The organism is Colwellia sp. RE-S-Sl-9, from assembly GCF_048296855.1.
In the GTDB taxonomy this organism is placed as follows: Bacteria; Pseudomonadota; Gammaproteobacteria; order Enterobacterales; family Alteromonadaceae; genus Pseudocolwellia.
The window spans coordinates 791,276-810,882 of sequence record NZ_CP182631.1; the positions used below are offsets into that span (position 1 = coordinate 791,276).

At 37.1% G+C, this 19,607-nt stretch carries 16 protein-coding genes; 5 read left to right on the forward strand and 11 right to left on the reverse strand.

Annotated elements, in window-relative coordinates:
* Positions 1-184 precede the first annotated feature (184 nt).
* The 3 genes from ACM9HF_RS03445 to galT form a co-directional block, all read right to left on the reverse strand.
* Entirely contained in the window at positions 185-1,894 is a 1,710-nt protein-coding gene (locus tag ACM9HF_RS03445; RefSeq protein WP_473614310.1) for a sodium:solute symporter family transporter, read from the reverse strand.
* Between the two features lie 218 nt (positions 1,895-2,112).
* On the reverse strand, positions 2,113-3,267 hold the full coding sequence (galK, locus tag ACM9HF_RS03450) for a galactokinase (protein WP_473614311.1): 1,155 nt from the start codon (positions 3,265-3,267) through the stop codon (positions 2,113-2,115).
* A gap of 61 nt (positions 3,268-3,328) precedes the next feature.
* Positions 3,329-4,381 (reverse strand): galactose-1-phosphate uridylyltransferase, encoded by a 1,053-nt coding sequence (galT, locus tag ACM9HF_RS03455; RefSeq protein WP_473614312.1) that lies wholly within the window; start codon positions 4,379-4,381, stop codon positions 3,329-3,331.
* Between the two features lie 162 nt (positions 4,382-4,543).
* On the opposite strand from galT, the gene ACM9HF_RS03460 reads away from it, so the two are divergent.
* A complete protein-coding gene (locus tag ACM9HF_RS03460; protein WP_473614313.1) occupies positions 4,544-5,566 on the forward strand; it encodes a substrate-binding domain-containing protein in 1,023 nt (340 codons plus the stop codon).
* A 28-nt stretch (positions 5,567-5,594) separates the two neighbouring features.
* Here the strand turns inward: ACM9HF_RS03460 and ACM9HF_RS03465 are convergent, their stop codons facing one another.
* The 6 genes from ACM9HF_RS03465 to ACM9HF_RS03490 are packed head-to-tail and all read right to left on the reverse strand — an operon-like array spanning position 5,595 to position 14,235.
* A complete protein-coding gene (locus ACM9HF_RS03465; protein WP_473614314.1) occupies positions 5,595-6,533 on the reverse strand; it encodes a TIGR01777 family oxidoreductase in 939 nt (312 codons plus the stop codon).
* 39 nt (positions 6,534-6,572) lie between these two features.
* Positions 6,573-7,853 (reverse strand): sensor histidine kinase, encoded by a 1,281-nt coding sequence (locus ACM9HF_RS03470; RefSeq protein ID WP_473614315.1) that lies wholly within the window; start codon positions 7,851-7,853, stop codon positions 6,573-6,575.
* 5 nt (positions 7,854-7,858) lie between these two features.
* Positions 7,859-8,542 (reverse strand): response regulator transcription factor, encoded by a 684-nt coding sequence (locus ACM9HF_RS03475; protein WP_473614316.1) that lies wholly within the window; start codon positions 8,540-8,542, stop codon positions 7,859-7,861.
* Entirely contained in the window at positions 8,532-11,708 is a 3,177-nt protein-coding gene (locus ACM9HF_RS03480; protein WP_473614317.1) for an efflux RND transporter permease subunit, read from the reverse strand. Before ACM9HF_RS03480 ends, ACM9HF_RS03475 begins: the two co-directional genes overlap by 11 nt.
* Positions 11,708-12,871 (reverse strand): efflux RND transporter periplasmic adaptor subunit, encoded by a 1,164-nt coding sequence (locus ACM9HF_RS03485; RefSeq protein ID WP_473614318.1) that lies wholly within the window; start codon positions 12,869-12,871, stop codon positions 11,708-11,710. Before ACM9HF_RS03485 ends, ACM9HF_RS03480 begins: the two co-directional genes overlap by 1 nt.
* A 2-nt stretch (positions 12,872-12,873) precedes the next feature.
* Entirely contained in the window at positions 12,874-14,235 is a 1,362-nt protein-coding gene (locus ACM9HF_RS03490; RefSeq protein ID WP_473614319.1) for a TolC family protein, read from the reverse strand.
* Between the two features lie 251 nt (positions 14,236-14,486).
* On the opposite strand from ACM9HF_RS03490, the gene sppA reads away from it, so the two are divergent.
* The 4 genes from sppA to ACM9HF_RS03510 all read left to right on the forward strand — a co-directional run bounded on the left by sppA (position 14,487) and on the right by ACM9HF_RS03510 (position 18,204).
* Positions 14,487-16,346, forward strand: coding sequence for a signal peptide peptidase SppA (gene sppA, locus ACM9HF_RS03495; protein WP_473614320.1), 1,860 nt, complete (start codon positions 14,487-14,489; stop codon positions 16,344-16,346).
* Positions 16,347-16,437: 91 nt separating this feature from the next.
* A complete protein-coding gene (gene ansA, locus ACM9HF_RS03500) occupies positions 16,438-17,472 on the forward strand; it encodes an asparaginase (protein ID WP_473614321.1) in 1,035 nt (344 codons plus the stop codon).
* Positions 17,473-17,582: 110 nt separating this feature from the next.
* Complete coding sequence (locus tag ACM9HF_RS03505; RefSeq protein WP_473614322.1) at positions 17,583-17,849, forward strand: hypothetical protein; 267 nt, start codon at positions 17,583-17,585, stop codon at positions 17,847-17,849.
* Positions 17,850-17,901: 52 nt separating this feature from the next.
* Positions 17,902-18,204 carry a putative signal transducing protein gene (locus ACM9HF_RS03510; protein WP_473614323.1) on the forward strand — a complete coding sequence of 101 codons (303 nt, stop codon included), beginning with the start codon at positions 17,902-17,904 and terminating at the stop codon, positions 18,202-18,204.
* Positions 18,205-18,313: 109 nt separating this feature from the next.
* Here the strand turns inward: ACM9HF_RS03510 and ACM9HF_RS03515 are convergent, their stop codons facing one another.
* Both ACM9HF_RS03515 and ACM9HF_RS03520 read right to left on the reverse strand, forming a co-directional pair.
* Positions 18,314-19,096, reverse strand: coding sequence for a DUF7477 domain-containing protein (locus ACM9HF_RS03515; RefSeq protein WP_473614324.1), 783 nt, complete (start codon positions 19,094-19,096; stop codon positions 18,314-18,316).
* A gap of 25 nt (positions 19,097-19,121) precedes the next feature.
* Positions 19,122-19,547, reverse strand: coding sequence for a hypothetical protein (locus ACM9HF_RS03520; RefSeq protein ID WP_473614325.1), 426 nt, complete (start codon positions 19,545-19,547; stop codon positions 19,122-19,124).
* Between the last annotated feature and the right edge of the window lie 60 nt (positions 19,548-19,607).

Here is a 19,607-nt window from a genome sequence, read left to right on the forward strand (position 1 = left end):
TTCTTCCTGTATTAATACTTATTCATTAACTGGGGTTAATTTAATGATCTGACATGCACCGATAATACATCATATATAAATCAAATCAATTAAATACAAACAAATTAAAGGCAATAAAAAAGGCTAACTTTCGTTAACCTTTTGCTTTATTTTGAATGTTATTGATTATTAACAATACGTTTTTTTACCAAAACTGAATGTATAAACCAATTGTCATTAATACAACGATAAGCCCACAAACTTTAACTGAATTAGAAGACTCTAAACTGATTTCTGTATTGATAGGCATAACAACGGGTGTTTTAAGTGGTTTAACTAGTGTCGCAATACCACAGTAAGCCATAATTACTACGAAACAAATAGCCATGCGATCTAGGAAGGCAATTTCGTTAGAGAACCATAAACCTGAGTCGACAATAATGTCGCCAATAAACCATTTAAGTGAACCGTATAAAATTACGTTGAGTAAAATACACTGCCATCCTAAAAAGCGTGGTGCTCTTGGAACTAACATACCAAATAAGAATATGGCGATAATACCTGAGCTGATAAAACCTTGGAATTCTTGAATAAAGGTAAATATTCCACCAAAACCTGGGTGTGCTAATGTGGGGGCAATTGACGCTGAAATAAGTACAAATATTACAACAAATGCTTTACCAACTTTAGGTAACTGATGATCAGGTGTATTAGGTTTTACTTTTTTGTATAAATCCATGGTTGCAATTGTAGATGCTGAGTTCAACATTGACGCTAATGAACTTACAATAGCACCAAAAATAGCGGCTAATACGAACCATGAAATCCAAGGATATGGTTTTATTAAGTTACGTAATAATACAGGGAACGCACCATCAAAGTCGTATCCACCGTTCGATACAGCTAACTGTTCGTAGTATAAGTTAAAGGCTAAGATACCTGGAATTACAACAACAAATGGAATTAATAGCTTTAAGAATGCAGCAAAAACGATACCTTTTTGGCCTTCTGCTAACGATTTAGAACCTAATGTTCTTTGAATGATATATTGGTTTAATCCCCAATAGAAAAAATTAGGTAACCATAAACCGATAACAAGTGCTGACCATGGAATTTCTGCATCATCGATAGGACGGATCATGTGTAACTTACCGCCTTCTTCAGCGGTACCACCGTTAAGTAGCTGGAATCGCTCCCAACTGCCCGCATTTTGTAATTGGTCAACCGTTACTTCTTTTAAAGTAGCTGTTTTAACTAACGATGCTGGATCTGCTACGCCTAATGCTTGAAATGCTAAATAAGCAACAATAGCACCACCAAGAATTAATGCTGCGCCCCAAACTAAATCGGTCCATACACAGGCTTTTAAGCCACCAACAAAAACATAACCAGCAGAAAGTAAAGCAATTAACCAACACGCTGCAGTTAAGTCGCCTAATATGAAAACGTCTGGGTAATAGCCTGAAATAACTTTAGCACCAGAATAAATAACAGAAGCGGTTGGAACACCTACAAGAATAAGTAAGGTTGCTAATGCCATTACGGTACGTGAACTTGCACCATAACGATATTCTAAAAACTCAGGAACCGTATAAATACCAGCTCGTAAAAAGCGCGGTAAAAATACAAAAGCAACAACCACTAAGGTTATTGCCGCCATCCACTCGTAAGAGGCAATTGCCATACCTAACCAGTCGGCAGCTTTACCTGACATTCCTACAAATTGTTCAGTTGATATGTTGGCAGCGATTAATGAAAAACCTACCAAATACCATGAGAGTCCTCTACCAGCAAGAAAGTAAGAACTACTGGATTGATTATCCGAATCGGATTCGCCTTGTTTACTCTTCCATATCCCCATCCCAATAACACCGGTAACGGCGATGATGAAGAGCGTAATTTCAATATAATTCATATTATTATTTTTCTCTTTGATATTAATTATAATAGGCTAACTGAACAACCTAAGACTATGCGTATTAACGTTTTAATATTAAAAATAATAGTGCATGACTCTCCTCATGCACTATTAATTAAATTATTAGAACGTAACTTTACAGGTAAATAATCAAATTCACAAACAAACTATAATAATGAATAAAAATAAATAGTGTTTATAGCTAAATAACCATGTTATTTAACTTCACTTGCGCCTTCTTCAGCTGAACAAACAAACACACTAGGTGCTAGGCCTGTTTTCGCTTCATACTGGCTTTCAACTGCAGCAATTACGCTACTTACACTTTCGTTAGGAACCAGTGAAACAACACAACCACCAAAACCACCACCTGTCATACGTACCCCGCCTTTATCACCAACAGCTGTTTTCATAATGTCTACTAAAGTATCTATTTCAGATACAGTGATATCAAAATCGTCACGCATTGACGCATGCGACTCTGCCATTAACTGTTGTAAAACTGGCATATTGTTTTCTTTTAATGCTTGAGCGGCAGCAACTGTACGATCATTTTCAGTAATAACATGTTTTGCACGTTTTGCTGTGATTGGATCTAGCTCGTTTTTTCTGCTGTTAAATGTTTCTATGCTTACATCGCGTAATGCTTTAACACCAAAAAACTCTGCGGCTGCTTCACACTGTTCACGGCGTGTATTGTATTCGCTGTCAACTAAGCCACGTTTTTTGTTTGAGTTAACAATAACGATTGAAACACCGTTAGGAATTGAAACCGCTGATGTTTCAAGACTACGACAGTCAATAAGTAACGCGTGATCTTTTTTAGCTTCAGCTGAAATTAACTGATCCATGATGCCGCAGTTACAACCTACAAATTGGTTTTCTGCTTCTTGACCATTTAATGCGATGTCTTGTTGACTAATGTCTAAATTAAATAGCGCTTTAAATGTTTGACCAATAACCACTTCAAGTGCTGCAGAAGAACTTAAACCTGCGCCTTGAGGAACATTACCACTTACTGCAATGTCGGCACCTTTGAAGTTATATCCGCGTAGTTGTAAATGTTTAACAACGCCACGAATATAATTTGCCCAACCTTTATCAACGGGTTCAATTGGCTGTGTTAAATCAAAGCTGTCTTGCTCGCCTTGATAATCAACCGACACAACGCGAACGATGTTGTCTTCACGCGGGTTAGCTACTACTACCGTTTGGTAATTAATAGCACACGGTAATACAAAACCGTCGTTGTAATCGGTATGTTCACCAATTAGGTTTACGCGGCCTGGTGCTTGTATTTTGTGGCTACCAGAGTAACCAAATGCTTGTTCAAAAGTCGTTACTACACTTTCTAATAATTCTATCGACATTGTTATATCTACCATTCAATCTATTAATTGTTATATTTTAAGTTTTTATTTTGATCTTGCTTTATTTGTCACTTAAATAGTGAACATCGCTTACTGCTCTTAGTTTTTCAGCAGCTTGCTCTGCAGTTAAATCACGTTGTGACTCAGCCATCATTTCGTAACCTACCATGAACTTACGTACAGTCGCTGAACGTAAAAGTGGTGGGTAAAATAAAGCATGTAATTGCCAATGTTCTATATCGCTACCATCTTTAAAGTATGGTGCGTAATGCCACCCCATTGAGTAAGGGAATGAACATTTGAATAAGTTGTCGTAACGGCTGGTTAATAATTTAAGCGCTAGTGCTAAATCATCTTTTTGTGCGTCGTTTAATTCTTCAAAACGCTTAACGTGCGCTTTAGGCATTAACATGGTTTCGAAAGGCCAAGCTGCCCAATAAGGAACAACGGCAATCCAGTATTCTGTGTCTACAACAGTTCGGCTACCATCAGCCATTTCAGCTTTTACGGTATCAAGTAATACGTTAGTGCCGTGTTTTTCGTAGTATTCCAACATGCATTTGTTTTTGTTGAATACTTCGTTTGGTAAGAAGCTGTTTGCCCAAACTTGGCCGTGTGGATGTGGTTGAGAACACCCCATTACTTCGCCTTTGTTTTCGAATACTTGTATCCAAGGATAATCTTCTTTTAAGCTATCTACTTGTTCTACCCAAGTGTCTACAACGCCGCGAATAGCTTGTGCAGAAAGCTCTGGTAAGGTTTTACTGTGATCTGGTGAATAACAAATTACACGACTTAAACCGCGTGCACTTTGGCTAGTAAATACATTGTTTTCGCTGGCTGGTGAGTCTGGCGTGTCTTGCGTTAAGGCTGCAAAGTCGTTGGTAAAGACAAATGTTCCGGTGTAATCGTCATTTTTGTCGCCTGAAATACGGTCGTTGCCCGGACATAAAAAACAGTCTTCAACGTAGCTTGGTAATTTGGTATCTGAAACTTCTTCATCTTTCCCCTGCCATGGTCTTTTAGCTCTATGTGGAGAAACTAAAACCCATTGCCCTGTAAGTGGGTTATAACGGCGATGTGGATGTTCAGTGGGGTCGAATTCAGTAGTCATTATTAAAAAGATCCATTGCAAGTTTAAAATTCAGATAACAATGTAAACGTTTACACTTTTCAATGCAACAGTTAATTTTAAAATTGTATACGTTGATAAAAGCCATAGAAAATGACAGTATTATGACACCTTAATGTTTTTATAAAATGTAAACATTTACATATGCCAACGATTAAAGATGTTGCTCGTATTGCTGGAGTATCTGTTGCAACTGTTTCTAGAGTTGTAAATAACGCGCCTAAAGTTAGCGAAAAAGCAAAAAACAAAGTTAATAAAGTAATGGAGGATTTGGGCTACACCCCTAATGCAAATGCTCGTGCTTTAGTTATGCAAAAAAGTACAACTATGGGTGTGGTTATTCCTGACTTAACCGATCCGTTTTTTGCTTCGTTAGCTAATGGTGTGGAAGAAGCCGCCAGAGAAAACAAAATGCAGCTGCTATTAAGTACCGGCATGATTGACGCAGAATCTGAACGCAAAGCTATTACTTTACTTATAGAACAACAATGCGATGTATTAGTTGTACATAGTAAAAAATTAAGTGATGAAGAAATTATAAAGTTTGCTCAAAAGAAACCAGGTTTAGTACTTATTGACCGATACATTAAAGAAATAGGTAACCGTTGTGTATGGTTAGACAACCTTGAAGGCGGTAAAACAGCTGCTCGTCATTTATTGTCTTTAAAACACACTGAGTTTGCTTGTATATCGAGTAAGTACCAAATAGATGATCCTGAATTACGAACCAGTGGCTTTAAAAGCGAAATTGAAAAAACGGGTTATTTGTTAGATGAAGGTTTAATTGAATACGGTGATCCTAATTTACAAGGTGGTGAAATAGCCACGCAAAAACTTTTATCAACAGGCAAAAAATTTACAGCGATTTTTGTGTATAACGATGCAATGGCGATTGGTGCAATTTCAACGTTAGAAAATAACGGTTTTAACGTACCTAACGATATTTCGGTGCTGGGCTTTGATGATGTGCTTTTGTCTCGCTATTCACGCCCTAAACTCTCTACCCTGCACTATCCTATTAAAGAAATGGCAATTCAAGCTGCCAATATTGCATTAGCCGCGGTTTCTAATACTGCTACAGAAAACAATACAACAAACAATGAATATAAATATATCCCTATTATTGTTAAGCGAGAGTCAACAGCACTTAAAAAAAACAGTGTTTAATTAACCCGAGTTAGGGTTGCTCTATATCCTATTTAATCAAGTCTTCAAACGCTGTATTTAACTCAGGATAGGTAAATTCAAATCCATCTTTTTGAATGTTGGCAGGAATAACTCGTTGCCCCGTAATAAGAACTTCATCAGCTAATTCACCCACGATTAAACTGAGTAGTTTTGCTGGAAACTTAATTCGAAAAAAAGTTTTTAAATGTAAGCTTAAAGTATCTGCAAATACTTTATTAGTAACTGGGTTAGGTGATGTGCCATTAATGGCCCCATGAACTTTTGACTGCGTAAATAAATGAATAATTATGGCGATTAAATCATCGCGGTGGATCCAAGACATAAACTGTTCGCCCTTAGATATTTGCATTGAAAAGCCATAATCAAAAGGCAATCGTAGTTCAGCTAACGGTCCTCCATCATCACCTAACACAATACCTATGCGTAATAAGCACACTCTAATGCCTTGAGCTTCAACTTTGAGTGCTTGTTCTTCCCATTGTCGACATAGTTCATGAGAAAAGCAGTTAACAACAGCGCCATTTTCGTCTAATACTTCGTTTTGATGTGGACCATAATAACCGATAGCCGACCCATTAATTAACACGTCTGGTTTATGTTTAAGGCGTTTAACGAGATCAAAAATACCAGTAGTTATGTTAAGTCGGCTATTGATAAATAGAGCTTTGCGTTGTTTTGTCCATCGCCCTTTTGCTAATGGTTCGCCAGCTAGATTTATGATTACATCAAATTCAGCTTTGTCAGTAATTTCAGAAAAGAGGGTTATAAAATTAACTTCTGTAGGGAGTTTGGTGCTCGCAATCTTTATGTCTCTGACTAAAAGAGTAACGTCGTGTTTTAAGTAGATAAGGATCTGTATTAATCGCTTACCAATAAATCCTGTACCGCCTGTTAGCAAGATTCTTTTTTTACTACCTTGATATATTTCAAATGGTATTAACGACATAATTTATAAGACCTTAATGTAAATTAACCCGATTTTAGGTTAACTAAAAAACACCGATACACTGTAACCATAGTCTAGTTTGGTTGTGGTGTAACGCCAGCCAAATTGTTTAGTGAGTTTTTCTACTAACTGCATACCTAAACCAAAGCCCAGTTCATTATTATCTAATGGCTTCTTAGCGTGTGTTTCGTTTATTTCTTCAACGCCTTCTTCAATATTCGTAATAATAACTTCATTACCTCTTTGTACAATATCAACTCGCCCTTGCTGTGTATGCTGAAAAGCATTTCTAACAAGGTTATTCAGTACAATTAAGCTCGGTACTACAGCAATATCAGTTAAAGTTTCGTCAGTATCTATATTTACCTCAACCAATTTACCCGCGAGTAAATAAGTTAACTCCGCTTGGGTAATTTGCACTAAGTCACCTAAACGACTTGTTTCAATAGGCATGTCTGTATCGCCTTCTCTGCTAAGCCACAGAAGGGTTTCTGTCATAGACTTCATGGTTAAACTTGCACGTTGAATACGATCGCGTATTTTTCTTTCGTTCTCTGAAGGGGTAGGATTTACTTTTTCAAGTAGTGCCGCGTTACTTCGAATTACTGCAATAGGCGTACGTAGTTCATGGCTTGCGTAACTTAGAAAGGCTTGTTCTCGTTCTAGCGATTCAGCTACAGACACTAAATTGTCGTACATCAGTGTTGCAACAGCGTTTAGTTCTTTAAATTTAAAGTCTGGACGAGGTTTGTTAATATCATTAATTGTTAGGCTTTTTCCCCACGCTTGTAACGATTCTACTGGCACGGTGATTTTCTTAAATATTGCTAATAAAACCAACACAAAAATAATTAATCCTGATGTACCCACCAGAATAATTTCTTGCATTGGATCAATAATAACGCCTTTATCTTCGTGCTTTTTAGTGACGTGTTCTCGTACGTTTTCATTAAAATGGGAAATAAATATTTTTCTCCCATCTCGCTCAAATGACATAAGTACATAGGATTTTTCAGGTGGTGCGATAAACACCCAATCAACAAATTTTGAATATAGTACATTGTTTTCGATTTTCGCTTGCGAGAATTGTTCACGTACTTGCTGCGGCACACGCTGCCAATCGGTCGTTACATGATATCCTAATATGTCTTGTTCAACTTTCCCTTGTTCAGGATATTGCTTAGCAATACCCGACATCATTCTTATGGTCATTCTGTCAAACGAGCCAACAAAAATACTCGCACTTTGATACGACAAAATAACGGCAATCATTAAAACCAAACTCGTTAGTAATGCAAAAATATAGGTACGAATACTCATTTTATTTACCTGAATGTGTTTATGTCTCTTAATACAAAGCCGAAGCCGGTAGCGGTATCAAGTGTCAAATTAGCATTAACGTTAGCGAGCTGTTTACGTAAATGATGAATGTGCACTTTTAAGCTATTACTGTCGGGCTGTTCATCTCCCCAAACAGCCTGCATTAACGCTTCTCGAGAAACAGGTTTTGAAGCTTCGCGCATTAATTTTTGTAATAGCTTGAATGTTATAGGCGTTAGTTTTATGGGATTATCGCCATATAAGGCGGTGCATTCTCGGGTGTTTAGCACTAATTTACCTAACGTAATGTGACTTAATTGACCACTTCGACGTGTTGATAGCGCAATAACTCTCATCAGTAACTCTTCAATTTCGAAGGGTTTAACAAGATAGTCGTCTGTACCGGCATCAAACCCTGCTATTTTATCCCCCAAAGAGTCGCGTGCGGTTAACATTAAAATAGGTGTGTCGTTACTATTCTCTCGCACTTTTTGACAAACTGACAAACCATCTAAGCGAGGTAAATTAATGTCTAATAGAATCACTTGGTACGAATTTGATTCTATCAGCGACAATCCTTGTACACCGTTAGAGGCATGATCGCAGCTAATGTCTTCAATCTCTAAATAATCTACAACGGTAGCCGCTAAATCAACATCATCTTCAACCAGTAATACCTTAATGGTCATGCACTAAATCCTCTTGCGTATTACCGCTAAATTTACGTTTTATTTTATCAATGGCATTGATAGCGTCTTGTTGCATCATGAGTAACGACGGCACTAATAATAACGTAATAAAGGTAGCAAACAAAATGCCATAACCCAGAGATGCCGCAGCCGGAATAATAAACTGCGCTTGTGTTGACGTTTCGCTTAACAACGGCATTAAGCCGGCGTATGTGGTAATTGATGTAAGCAATACAGCGCGTAGTCTGCCGGTACAAGCTTCTATAATAGCGTCAGATATTTTAGCTTTTTCTTTTTTCAATGTGTTGAAGCGCGAAACCAACAACAAGCTATCGTTTACCACTACACCACTTAGCGCCACAATACCGTTAAAAGACAATATACTAATCACCATGTCATTTAACCAATGGCCTAAAATAGCGCCTACTAAACCAAAAGGTATTGCCATCATAATAATAACGGGTTGAACATATGAACGCAGCGGAATAGCTAATAATATATAAATAGCCGCCATTGCCATCATAAACAAGCGACTCATAGAATTAGTGGTTTCTTCTTGTGATTCAGCCTCGCCCGCAAAATGAATATTTAGATCGGGATAACGATTCTCTAAACTAGGAATTAACGTAGTTTGTAAGCTTTGTACTAGCTCGTTAGAGGATAAAATGTCTTTATCAACTCGTGCGCTTACATACACAGCAGGTAAACCAGAAATACGTGTAATATCGTTTTGTTGATACTCAGAAGTTACAGTAGCGACTAACGCCAGCGGAACCACCTGCCCATTCGCTAGCCTTACGTTTGCTTTCATTACATCATCAACAGTTTGACGTTCACTTTCAGGGTAACGAATACGCACTTTAACTTCGTCTTTTCCTCGTTGATAACGTTGTACTATTTCACCACCAAAAGCTTGTAATACTTGGCGTGAAAGCCCTTGTGTAGTTAAACCTAACGAAAGCCCTTGTTCGGTTAGCGCAAAACGAAGCTGTGCTTGACCCGAATCAAAGTTGTCGTCAATACCACTCACGCCTGCAACTTGCGCAATAGCCGCTTTAATTTCTTGCCCTGCTGCGCTAATGGTGTCGGTGTTCCATGCTTTTAGCTCAACTTTAAAGTTGTCTCTACCACCAAAGCCTGAACGAATATCAAGTTTTCTGACACCTTCTGGGATTTTTGTCTCAGCTTTCCAAACACGAGCAAATTCATTTAAATCGTATGGAGCTGACTCGTCTAATTCCACCACTACTGAGCCTGACAAGTCGCTTTCACCAATCACTTCTATAGTGTCGATGGCTGTACCTTTTTGGCCATGTTCAGCCATTAATTTTTTATCGGTACGTTGTGCAGCAAGTTCTATGGCATTTAAATTTTTGCTGGTTTGACCGAAGCTTGTATCGTTTTGCATCGACATATTCGCTTCAATAACACTACCTGGAATATCAGGAAAAAAAGCAACACGAACGCTACCATTTTGCGGCATACCTATAACTAAAATAAAAATAGCAACAAAACCAAATAACACACCGTAACGGTATCGAATAGCCCATTTAATTGATGGTAAATACAAGTACTGACTAAACCATTGCAAACCGTAATCACAGCCATGCTGAATACGTGGCCATATACTACGCCAGCCTGAAGTAGGTTTTGTATGGGTATTTAAATGTGCTAAATGTGAAGGTAATATAAGTTTTGATTCAACTACAGATAACAACAAGCAAATAGTAACAATAACAGCAAATTGCGAATAAACTTTCCCCATATTGCCATCAACATTCGCTAAGGCCACAAAGGTTGCTACTGTGGTGAGTACACCAAATATGGTAGGCACCGCAACTTTTTTCGCACCTGATATAGTGCTTTGTAAATTATTGCCTTCAGCTTTTCTTGTAGCGTAAATACTTTCACCGACGACTACCGCATCATCAACCACAATTCCCAGCGCTAAAATAAAACCAAACGTGGTCATTTCGTTAATGGTCATTCCGGTAAAGTTATCTGTCATAAAAAACAAGGTACCGCAAAAAATAAACGGTAAGCCTGCAGTAACCCAAAACGCGACTCTTAAATTAAGAAATAAAGCCAATATAATAAAAACTAACGCAATACCTGATAAGGCATTTTTAATCAGTAGTGCTAGCCTATCGCGGATCATTGTGCCGCCATCATTCCATGTTTCTATTATTACATTTTGCGGTAACAGTGCACTTTCTTGCCATTTACTGACCACATTATTTGCTTGTTCAACGATTGTTAATACGTCGCCACTTTCATCAACAGTAATGTTAATACCAATACCTGGTTGTCCATTGTAACGGCCTACCACAAAAACATCGTCAGCATATGCATCTTGAATATTAGCAACATCTCCCAATCGTACTTGGCTACCATCCGTAAGAGTAAGTAAAGGAATATTTGCAAATTCTTGCTGTTGGTATGCTTGTTCTGCAACTTTTAATCGCACCACTTTATCGGCGTTACGTAAACTGGTTGAAATGCCTGTTGACGATTCGCTATTTACAACAGTAGCCACATCAGAAAATGATAAGTTGTAGGCTTGTAGCTTTTGCTCATCAAGCTCTATTGACATCATAGGTTCAGCTTTACCGCTAATATCTACATTAGAAATAGACGACTGCGCGAGTAAGTCTACTTTTATACGTTCCGCAATAGCTTGTAGTGCGTTGCGATCACTATCACCATAAATTTTAATAGAATAGGCATGACTTAATCGCGTAACTTTTTCAACAACGGGATTTTCAGCTTCAGCAGGGAAATTATAAACGGCATCAATCTTAGATTTAACGTCGCGTAATAAAATATCAAGATCGTAGTTTGAGTTTGATTCAACAACAACACTACTGCCATTGGCGTTAGACGTAGAAGTAACACGCTTTATTCCTTGTACCGTGGCTAGTGCTTCTTCAATTTTTATCGCTATGCCCTCTTCAGAAAGCTGTGCGTCGCCACTATCGTAGGTCATTGAAATTCGAATAGAGTCTGTTGCCATTGCGGGAAAGGCTTCTTTTCTCAGCTGATTAAAAGACATTAAGCCTAGAAATATAATAGATAGCATTAATAAATTAGCGGCTACAGAGTTACCTGCAAACCACGCGATAATACCGCGTTGCTCATTAGGTGGAATGATTGTTGGTGTTGTCATTACTGCAACTCCTCTACTTTAGCTTCAACCTTCATATTTACTAAGTAACTTGATAACGGACGGTTAACAATATTAGCTTGAACAATAGGATTAATAGGTTGCACATACACGGCGTTACCTTCAGAAAATGAAACATTAACCGCTAAATGAGAAAGTAAGCCTTCGTTATTTACTTGCCAAACAGTTTGGTTATCAATCAATGCTGATGCAGGTAATTTCCATAATTTATCAATAACCTTGCCTTGAATACTCGCTTTAATAAAAGAACCTGGAAATAATGGATTAGCTAAAGCAATAGGGTTTTCTACAACTACCACTAATGAGCGTTGACGACTTGCGCCATCAATATGTTGTTCGAAACGATCAAACTTTGCTTGCCATTGTTCATGGCTATTTTCATCAGTTAAATTTACCTTAATTGTTGATAAACCATTTTTTTCGTTAGTACCTTTGGGTAATAACTGCCATTGTTGCTGAGATAACGGTAGCGATACTTCAAATAACGAAATATCGTAAAGATCGGCAATCGCATTACCTACCTGAACATTACTCCCTACTTGTACTTGTTTCGACACAACTAACGCATCAAATGGTGCAACAAATTTTGTTTGAGCTAAGTCATACTCAGCTTTAGCTAATGCTTTGCTCGCCATTACATGCTGAGCTTTTGCTGCTGCGAGTTGTGGTTTGCGTAATACAAGATCAGACGCTTTTTCGTTAGCAAGTCCTGATTGTTGCCATTCTTGAGCCGCTTGGCTGCTGTTTAGTTGTTCTTGCGCTAAAGCGAGTTCTGCATTAGCCAAGTTAACTTGTGCGGTAGCGAGCGCTTGTTGATAAACAATAGAATCGACTTCAGCTAATACTTCCCCTTTTTTAAAAGTATTACCCGTGAGGAATTTTTCCGATAAGTACGTTATTCTGCCGCTAACTTGCGACGTAAGCGTAAGTTCATTACGAGATTTAACCTCGCCATAAGCCTTAACCGATGTATGATGAGTTACAGGGGAAACTTGTGTGACAGATACCACAGGATATTGCGGAGCCGCTTTAGGCGGTGGTGTACGTTGTTGATTAGCCGACAAAGTACTATTAATGCCCATAGCTAAAAATATGCAAGCTAAGCCAGCAACTGTTGCGAGTGATTTTTTATTCATAATTTGCATAATTAGACTCCTAAGCCCAGCGCAAGACCTAAAGTGATACGATTATTTAATCGCTCATACGTCAATTGTGTAACTTGTGATTGTAGTGAAAAAGTTTGTTGTTGAACTTGTAATAACTCGATGAGTGACGCTGTACCCTGACGATAGCGCAAGGTATATGTGGCTTCACTTCGTTGCGCACTTGCTAATGCAGACTCTGTATACTGCAAACGTTGAGCAATAGCTGCTTCTTGTGCGATAGCATTGTCGACTTCGTTAACTGCGTTTAAGAGCTTTTCTTGAAAATTCCAATAGCTTTTTTCTGCCGCTAATTTTGCAATTTCAACTTCGCTGGTTAACTTACCCGCATTAAAAATAGGTGCAGATAGTTTACCTAACAACTCCCACGCATTACTGCCAAATAGTGCATTGTGTAAACTGCTATTACTATCACCAATTGAACCAGTAATAGACAAATTAGGCAGTAAGGCTTTATAAGCCACTTTATGCTGATATTGGCTGGCGATAATATTTTGGTAGGCTTGTTGAAGATCAGGGCGTCGCGCTAAATTCTGTTTTTGCATCTTCTCTAACGGCATAACAACTGCAGGATAATCGGTACGGTAATCAAGCTGTTGATCACTTACGCCTGTTAATAGTGTTAAATTTCTTAATGCTTGTTGATATTGTGCCTGAAAATCAACAAGGGTTGCTTGACTGCTTTGGGTAGATGATTTTGCACTATCAAGCTCACTTAATTCACTCAGTCCTTTGCGATAACGATCCACAATGATTTGTTCGTTGGTACTTAATGTTGCTACACGCTTTTTCTCAATATCAATCAGTTGAGTAAATTGAACCAAGCCTAAATAGGCTTTCATTACATTCGCAGCAAGTAAATCTTTAGCTCCCTGATAAGCATATGCCGTTGCTAATGCATTAGCTTGTTGTGCATCGGTAGCATTGGCTAGTTGTTGCCAAATATCTAGGGTCCACGCTATATCAACACTTGTACTATAAACAGCTGCACTTGAACTAGAAGCCGTTGCTTCATTTTTTTTAGCATTTAATCCAGCAGAAATACTTGGCCATTGGTTTGAACTACTAACAGATAGCTGTTGCTCTGCTGTTTTTAAGGTAATAAAGGTTTGCTGTAAATTAGGATTGTTCGCCAATGCTGTAGTAATAAGAGCATTAGCTTCTTCAATAATCAGTAATTGCGAAAGCGACATAGCTTCGTTGTTATTACTAACATCTATACTGGTTTGCGCAATATTTTTAAGTTGCGTGTTCGCGCGTTCGTCAAAGTGAACATCTTCAAACGTTGAACATGCACTCATAAAACAAAAGCTGAACACTGAAAAATACAATGAAGAAATTTTCACTTTGAACCTCTCATAACAGAATAAGGCTCAAGTTTAGCGATAGCGAGGTTAAGAGAGGGTTAAGGAAAGTAACTACAAAGAAAATTGCTCATTTAATCTGCCCTAAAATCATATCTTCTGCTGCTTTAAAATAAATAATAATTTGAATGATATTATATTTATTTACAATTGAGACTACATAAACCTACCAATTTTAAGTAGCATAGCCATATATTCCTTAAAAATTGAAGAAAACAGAGAAGTAAAAATTTATGGACGAAAAACCCAACTTATTCAAACGTATATTCCTAAGCATTTTTCGAGTAATCAATATATCCCGCAAAGTTATTCTTAATCTGATATTTTTTGGCATACTGGTTCTTTTTATTGCCTCAATTTCTAATGATAAAAATACCGTTATTGTTGAAAACAATTCTGCACTTATTTTAGATCTTAACGGTGATGTCGTTGAACAAAAACAGCAAGTTGATCCAATAGAAGCTTTTATGAATGAAGCATTAGGCCAACAAGAAGAAAACCCTGAAATACTATTAGCTGACATTTTAAAAGTGATTAAATCAGCAACAACTGATAATCGCATAACCACACTTGTCTTAAAGTTAGATAAGTTAAATCGCTCTGGCTTAACTAAAATGAGCATTATTACCGACGAACTTGAAGCATTTAAAGCCACAGGTAAACAAATTATCGCTATTGGTGAAAACTTTACACAAGACCAATACTACCTAGCCAGTTATGCCAACGAAATTTGGTTAGATCCGAACGGATGGTTAATACTCGACGGTTATGGCAGTTACCAACTATATTACAAATCAGCTATCGAAAAACTTGCTATAACGCCTTACATATTTCGCGTAGGAACCTATAAGTCAGCCGTTGAACCATACATGCGTGACGATATGTCGCCACAAGCAAAAGAAGCAAATAAACTTTGGTTAGACGACTTATGGACTCATTACAAAACCAATGTAGCTGAGCAACGAGGTTTTGACATTAGCAACTTTGATGAAAATGCTGAAACCCTAATCAGTAAACTTGAAGCCGTAAATGGCGACATTGCTCAATATGCGTTGAACAATTCATGGGTAGATAAGTTAAAAAGCCGAAACGATGTTGAAACATCTTTAAAAGCGCGTTTAGGTGTAAGTGATGAATCGGATACGTATACTTCAATTAATTTTAAAGATTACTTATCTACTTTGAATTTAGCTTTTCCTATGCCACATGCCGCAAATACCAATAAAATTGCAATAGTTGTTGCTAAAGGCACTATTTTAAATGGCACGCAAAAACCGGGAACTATTGGTGGCGACAGTACTGCTAAATTATTACAACAAGCACGCGAAGACAAAAACGTTAAAGCCGTTGTGTTACGTGTAGACAGCCCTGGTGGAAGTGCTTTTGCTTCTGAAATTATTAGACAAGAAATTGAACTAATTAAACAAGCAGGTAAACCTGTTGTGGCATCAATGGGAACCTATGCTGCTTCTGGCGGATATTGGATTTCAGCATCTGCCGATAAAATTTACGCGGCGCCCACAACCATTACAGGCTCTATTGGTATTTTTGGACTAATGATGACCTTTGAAAATGCCTTAAGTAAATTAGGCGTTTTTACTGATGGTGTTGGTACTACAGAGTTTGCCGGTTTTAGCCCTACTCGCCCGCTTTCTGAAGGCGTTTCAAAAATCATTCAAATGAACGTGAACAAAGGCTATCAAGATTTTATTACTTTAGTCGCAGAAAACAGAAATATGACACTTGAACAAGTAGATGCTATTGCACAAGGTAGAGTATGGTCTGGTGCTAAAGCGAAAGAGTTAGGCCTTGTGGATGAATTAGGTGGATTAGAAGACGCTATAAACGAAGCTGCAACCTTAGCTAAATTAAGTGATTTTGATACTTGGTTAGTAGAAAAAGAGCTTTCGCCAAAAGACTTATTTATGAAAAATGTTTTTGGCCAAGCAACAGCCCTTTTACCTACATCAATTGTTACCTTAAGCCCGCTTGAAAAATCAATGGCTAAGCTTAAAAGCGAACTTGAACACTTAAGCTACTTAAATGATCCAAAAAGTACTTATACTTTATGCATGAGTTGTGAAATAGATTAGCGTCAATAATTCATAACACTTAACAGTAAAAAGTATTATCATAGCCTCGATTTTATCGGGGCTTTTTATTGCCTATTTATTGGAAGTACACATGATGAAAAAACGCATTTATATCGCCTACACCGGCGGTACGATAGGAATGAAAGCAAGCGAAAATGGTTATATACCTGAAAAAGGTCATTTAACTGAATCAATTCTAGCCAATGTAGATTTTCATCGTGAAGAAATGCCTGAATTTACCATTCATGAATATGCGCCATTAATCGACTCTTCTAATATGTCGCCCAGTGATTGGCAGTATATTGCTGACGATATAAAATCTCATTATAACGATTACGACGGCTTTGTTGTGCTGCATGGCACCGACACTATGGCATATACAAGCTCAGCACTGTCTTTTATGTTTGAGAATTTATCAAAACCGGTAATCGTTACTGGATCGCAAATACCGTTAAGTCAATTACGTTCAGACGGACAAGTTAACTTATTAAACTCGTTATACATTGCCGCTAACTACCCGATTGCAGAAGTAGGCTTATACTTTAACAACAAGCTTTATCGTGGTAATCGCAGTATTAAGGCCTTTGCTGACGGCTTTAATGCTTTCGACTCACCTAATTTACCTCCGTTATTAGAAGCCGGTATAAACATTACCCTTATTGAAGGAAAATTAGCTGAAGGGAAATTAGCGCAAATAGATAATGCTGATATTACCCCATTACAATTAAGCAATATTACGCCACAACCTATTGGTGTAGTACATTTATACCCAGGCATAAGCACCGACGTACTTAAAAATATTATTCAACAACCTGTTAAAGCACTTATTATAAGAAGTTACGGCGTAGGTAATGCTCCACAAGATAAAGACCTGCTTGATTGTATAAAAAAAGCCAGCGACAACGGTATTATTATTGTAAATTGTAGCCAGTGTATAAAAGGCACAGTGAATATGGATGGATACGCAACAGGTAATGCCTTAAGCAAGTGTGGCGTAGTAGGCGGTGTCGATATGACCCTTGAAGCCACCTTAACTAAGTTACATTATCTATTAAGTAAAAACTTAGCACCAGCCGAAATCCGTAAGCTTATGCAAAGTAACTTGCGTGGTGAGCTAACGAAGTAATTAGCACCAAATAAAAAGCATCATTAGCAATGCGTTACGCTGATAAGGTATCGCATATACCGCTTCTATTAAATTTATATTAAGTAACTAAAAATTGAGTAATTAAAAATATGGCGAATTTTCTTGTAATTATTACCTTATTAACAGGATCTATTGGGTTGATGTTATTTGTGATCGGCTCAGTTTTCACCTTAATTGTCGCTTTTGGCAATCAGCAAAAACTTTACGGCTTTTCCATTCTATTGTTTTTGCCTATTTCATTAATATATTGTGCTAAACACTGGGATATAGCTGCTTATTCAGGACGAATGGTTTTTTCTGGTGCTGCCCTGTTAACCATAACGGCAATTATTTTAAAACTTGCAGGGCTATACTGATAGGTAACAAATACTTAATACCAGTTCCTTTAAACTCAGATGGGGATCAATAATGAAAATGATTTATACAAACGAAAATAACTTTCTTGTAAACAATGTAAAAAATCTTATTGAAGCTCAAAACATAAAAACCTTCATCAAGAATGAATTTGCGCAAGGTGCTGTAGGTGAAGTTTCAGCTTTCGATTCTTGGCCTGAAGTTTGGGTTTATGACGACGCTGACTTTGACCGTGCTGATGAAATAGCTAAAGCGTCACAAAAAACGATTAAAGCTGATGATTGGATTTGCAAACATTGCTCTGAAGAAAATGCTCCTTCATTTGAAGTTTGTTGGAGTTGTCAGGAAGCAATTTAATAATAACATTCACAAAAAATATCTGATAAAAGTATTTATTAAAAATGTAGGATCATCAATAAACTTCATTGATAGTGTTCACGTACACTTAAAAAATAAATGAACAACTTTATAACACTCGGGCAATGCTATACCCTTTATGTTTTATTAAGTCGTTAATTTTATCTTTGTTTTTATCAAAGCTGTAATACTTCCAAGGTAAGTAATTTTTATATTTTGACATCAGTACAAACCACTTATTTTCATCATAACAATACGTCAACGATTGTAATTCGTATAATTCACTTCTTTTATTATTTATATAATCATTTGGAAATTCTTTTCTATAAGCGTAACTTTGCGTCATAATATTAGGTACATTTCCAGCGGTAATATGATGTCTTCTAAATTTTTTATCTTTTAGTTCTTTTACTGACAGAATATTTAAATCCTTCTTCCAAACGTTATTAACTATATTAGATAGTTTTTTACCTGTCCCACCTACATGCCAATAGTTATGCTCTGAACGATCAGAACTCGATACTTTATTTAGAATAAATAAATCACCATGGCGGCCATCTTCGATTCTCCAATAAGGAGTACTAGGTCCTAAATTATAACCATCTTTAACTTTATCATTTAAACTACTAGCGCTATTTCGATATACTTGTTTAACGTAAGAAGGACGCTTTGTCATTACAACAAACCACAGATGGCTTTCATTATTTACTGCTGTAATTACATACCCTTTATCCCAATGTTTTTTAATAAAATCACTTGGAAATTTTTTTTGTTGTACATAAGCTTGAGGGTAATTATTTATAGTCTTAATCAACACGAGGATGTGTTTTCCTCCAGCAGCGAAACTAAACTGACACCATCCTAAAGCAAATATTACAATTATTATTTTCATATATGCTCCAATATTATATTCACGGTTAATTAAACCAAGAGGAAATTAACCAAACAGCTCTTTGTGAGCCATAACCAAAACGCTTTAATCCCAAGTCGATTATTTCTCCAGGGTTTATAACAGTTGAACGTGTAAATATTTCACCATAACCCACACGTTGTCCATAAGTAACACCAATAGGGCTAGGAGTACTTCTACTAGCTTTTAGTTTCCATGAGGTTGACATACGCGAGCTATCCTCTATCGTATAAAGAAACAAACATCCCTGTGAGCTATTAAAATTGCAAGACGTAAACTCCTCTTCGTTCAGCTCTTCATTACAGTCAAGTTCAAAATCAGGTGTTATTTTTTCAGGAAAATTAACTTTTTCAAAGAAATAAATCACCTTGTGATCTGGTGCTTTAAATTGAGGATCAATAAATGAATTTTCTATGTTTTTATCACCACACATATTTAGAACTGCCTATCTCTGTTTTATTTTACTTATGTATACATAGTAGCTATTAATTAA

Coding starts and splice junctions, on each gene's coding strand:
- ACM9HF_RS03515 (WP_473614324.1), bottom strand. CDS start 19,096: ATGAAAATAATAATTGTAATATTTGCTTTAGGATGGTGTCAGTTTAGT.
- ACM9HF_RS03485 (WP_473614318.1), bottom strand. CDS start 12,871: ATGCAAATTATGAATAAAAAATCACTCGCAACAGTTGCTGGCTTAGCT.
- ACM9HF_RS03460 (WP_473614313.1), top strand. CDS start 4,544: ATGCCAACGATTAAAGATGTTGCTCGTATTGCTGGAGTATCTGTTGCA.
- ACM9HF_RS03475 (WP_473614316.1), bottom strand. CDS start 8,542: ATGACCATTAAGGTATTACTGGTTGAAGATGATGTTGATTTAGCGGCT.
- ACM9HF_RS03470 (WP_473614315.1), bottom strand. CDS start 7,853: ATGAGTATTCGTACCTATATTTTTGCATTACTAACGAGTTTGGTTTTA.
- ACM9HF_RS03520 (WP_473614325.1), bottom strand. CDS start 19,547: ATGTGTGGTGATAAAAACATAGAAAATTCATTTATTGATCCTCAATTT.
- ACM9HF_RS03480 (WP_473614317.1), bottom strand. CDS start 11,708: ATGACAACACCAACAATCATTCCACCTAATGAGCAACGCGGTATTATC.
- ansA (WP_473614321.1), top strand. CDS start 16,438: ATGATGAAAAAACGCATTTATATCGCCTACACCGGCGGTACGATAGGA.
- sppA (WP_473614320.1), top strand. CDS start 14,487: ATGGACGAAAAACCCAACTTATTCAAACGTATATTCCTAAGCATTTTT.
- ACM9HF_RS03445 (WP_473614310.1), bottom strand. CDS start 1,894: ATGAATTATATTGAAATTACGCTCTTCATCATCGCCGTTACCGGTGTT.
- ACM9HF_RS03465 (WP_473614314.1), bottom strand. CDS start 6,533: ATGTCGTTAATACCATTTGAAATATATCAAGGTAGTAAAAAAAGAATC.
- galT (WP_473614312.1), bottom strand. CDS start 4,381: ATGACTACTGAATTCGACCCCACTGAACATCCACATCGCCGTTATAAC.
- galK (WP_473614311.1), bottom strand. CDS start 3,267: ATGTCGATAGAATTATTAGAAAGTGTAGTAACGACTTTTGAACAAGCA.
- ACM9HF_RS03510 (WP_473614323.1), top strand. CDS start 17,902: ATGAAAATGATTTATACAAACGAAAATAACTTTCTTGTAAACAATGTA.
- ACM9HF_RS03505 (WP_473614322.1), top strand. CDS start 17,583: ATGGCGAATTTTCTTGTAATTATTACCTTATTAACAGGATCTATTGGG.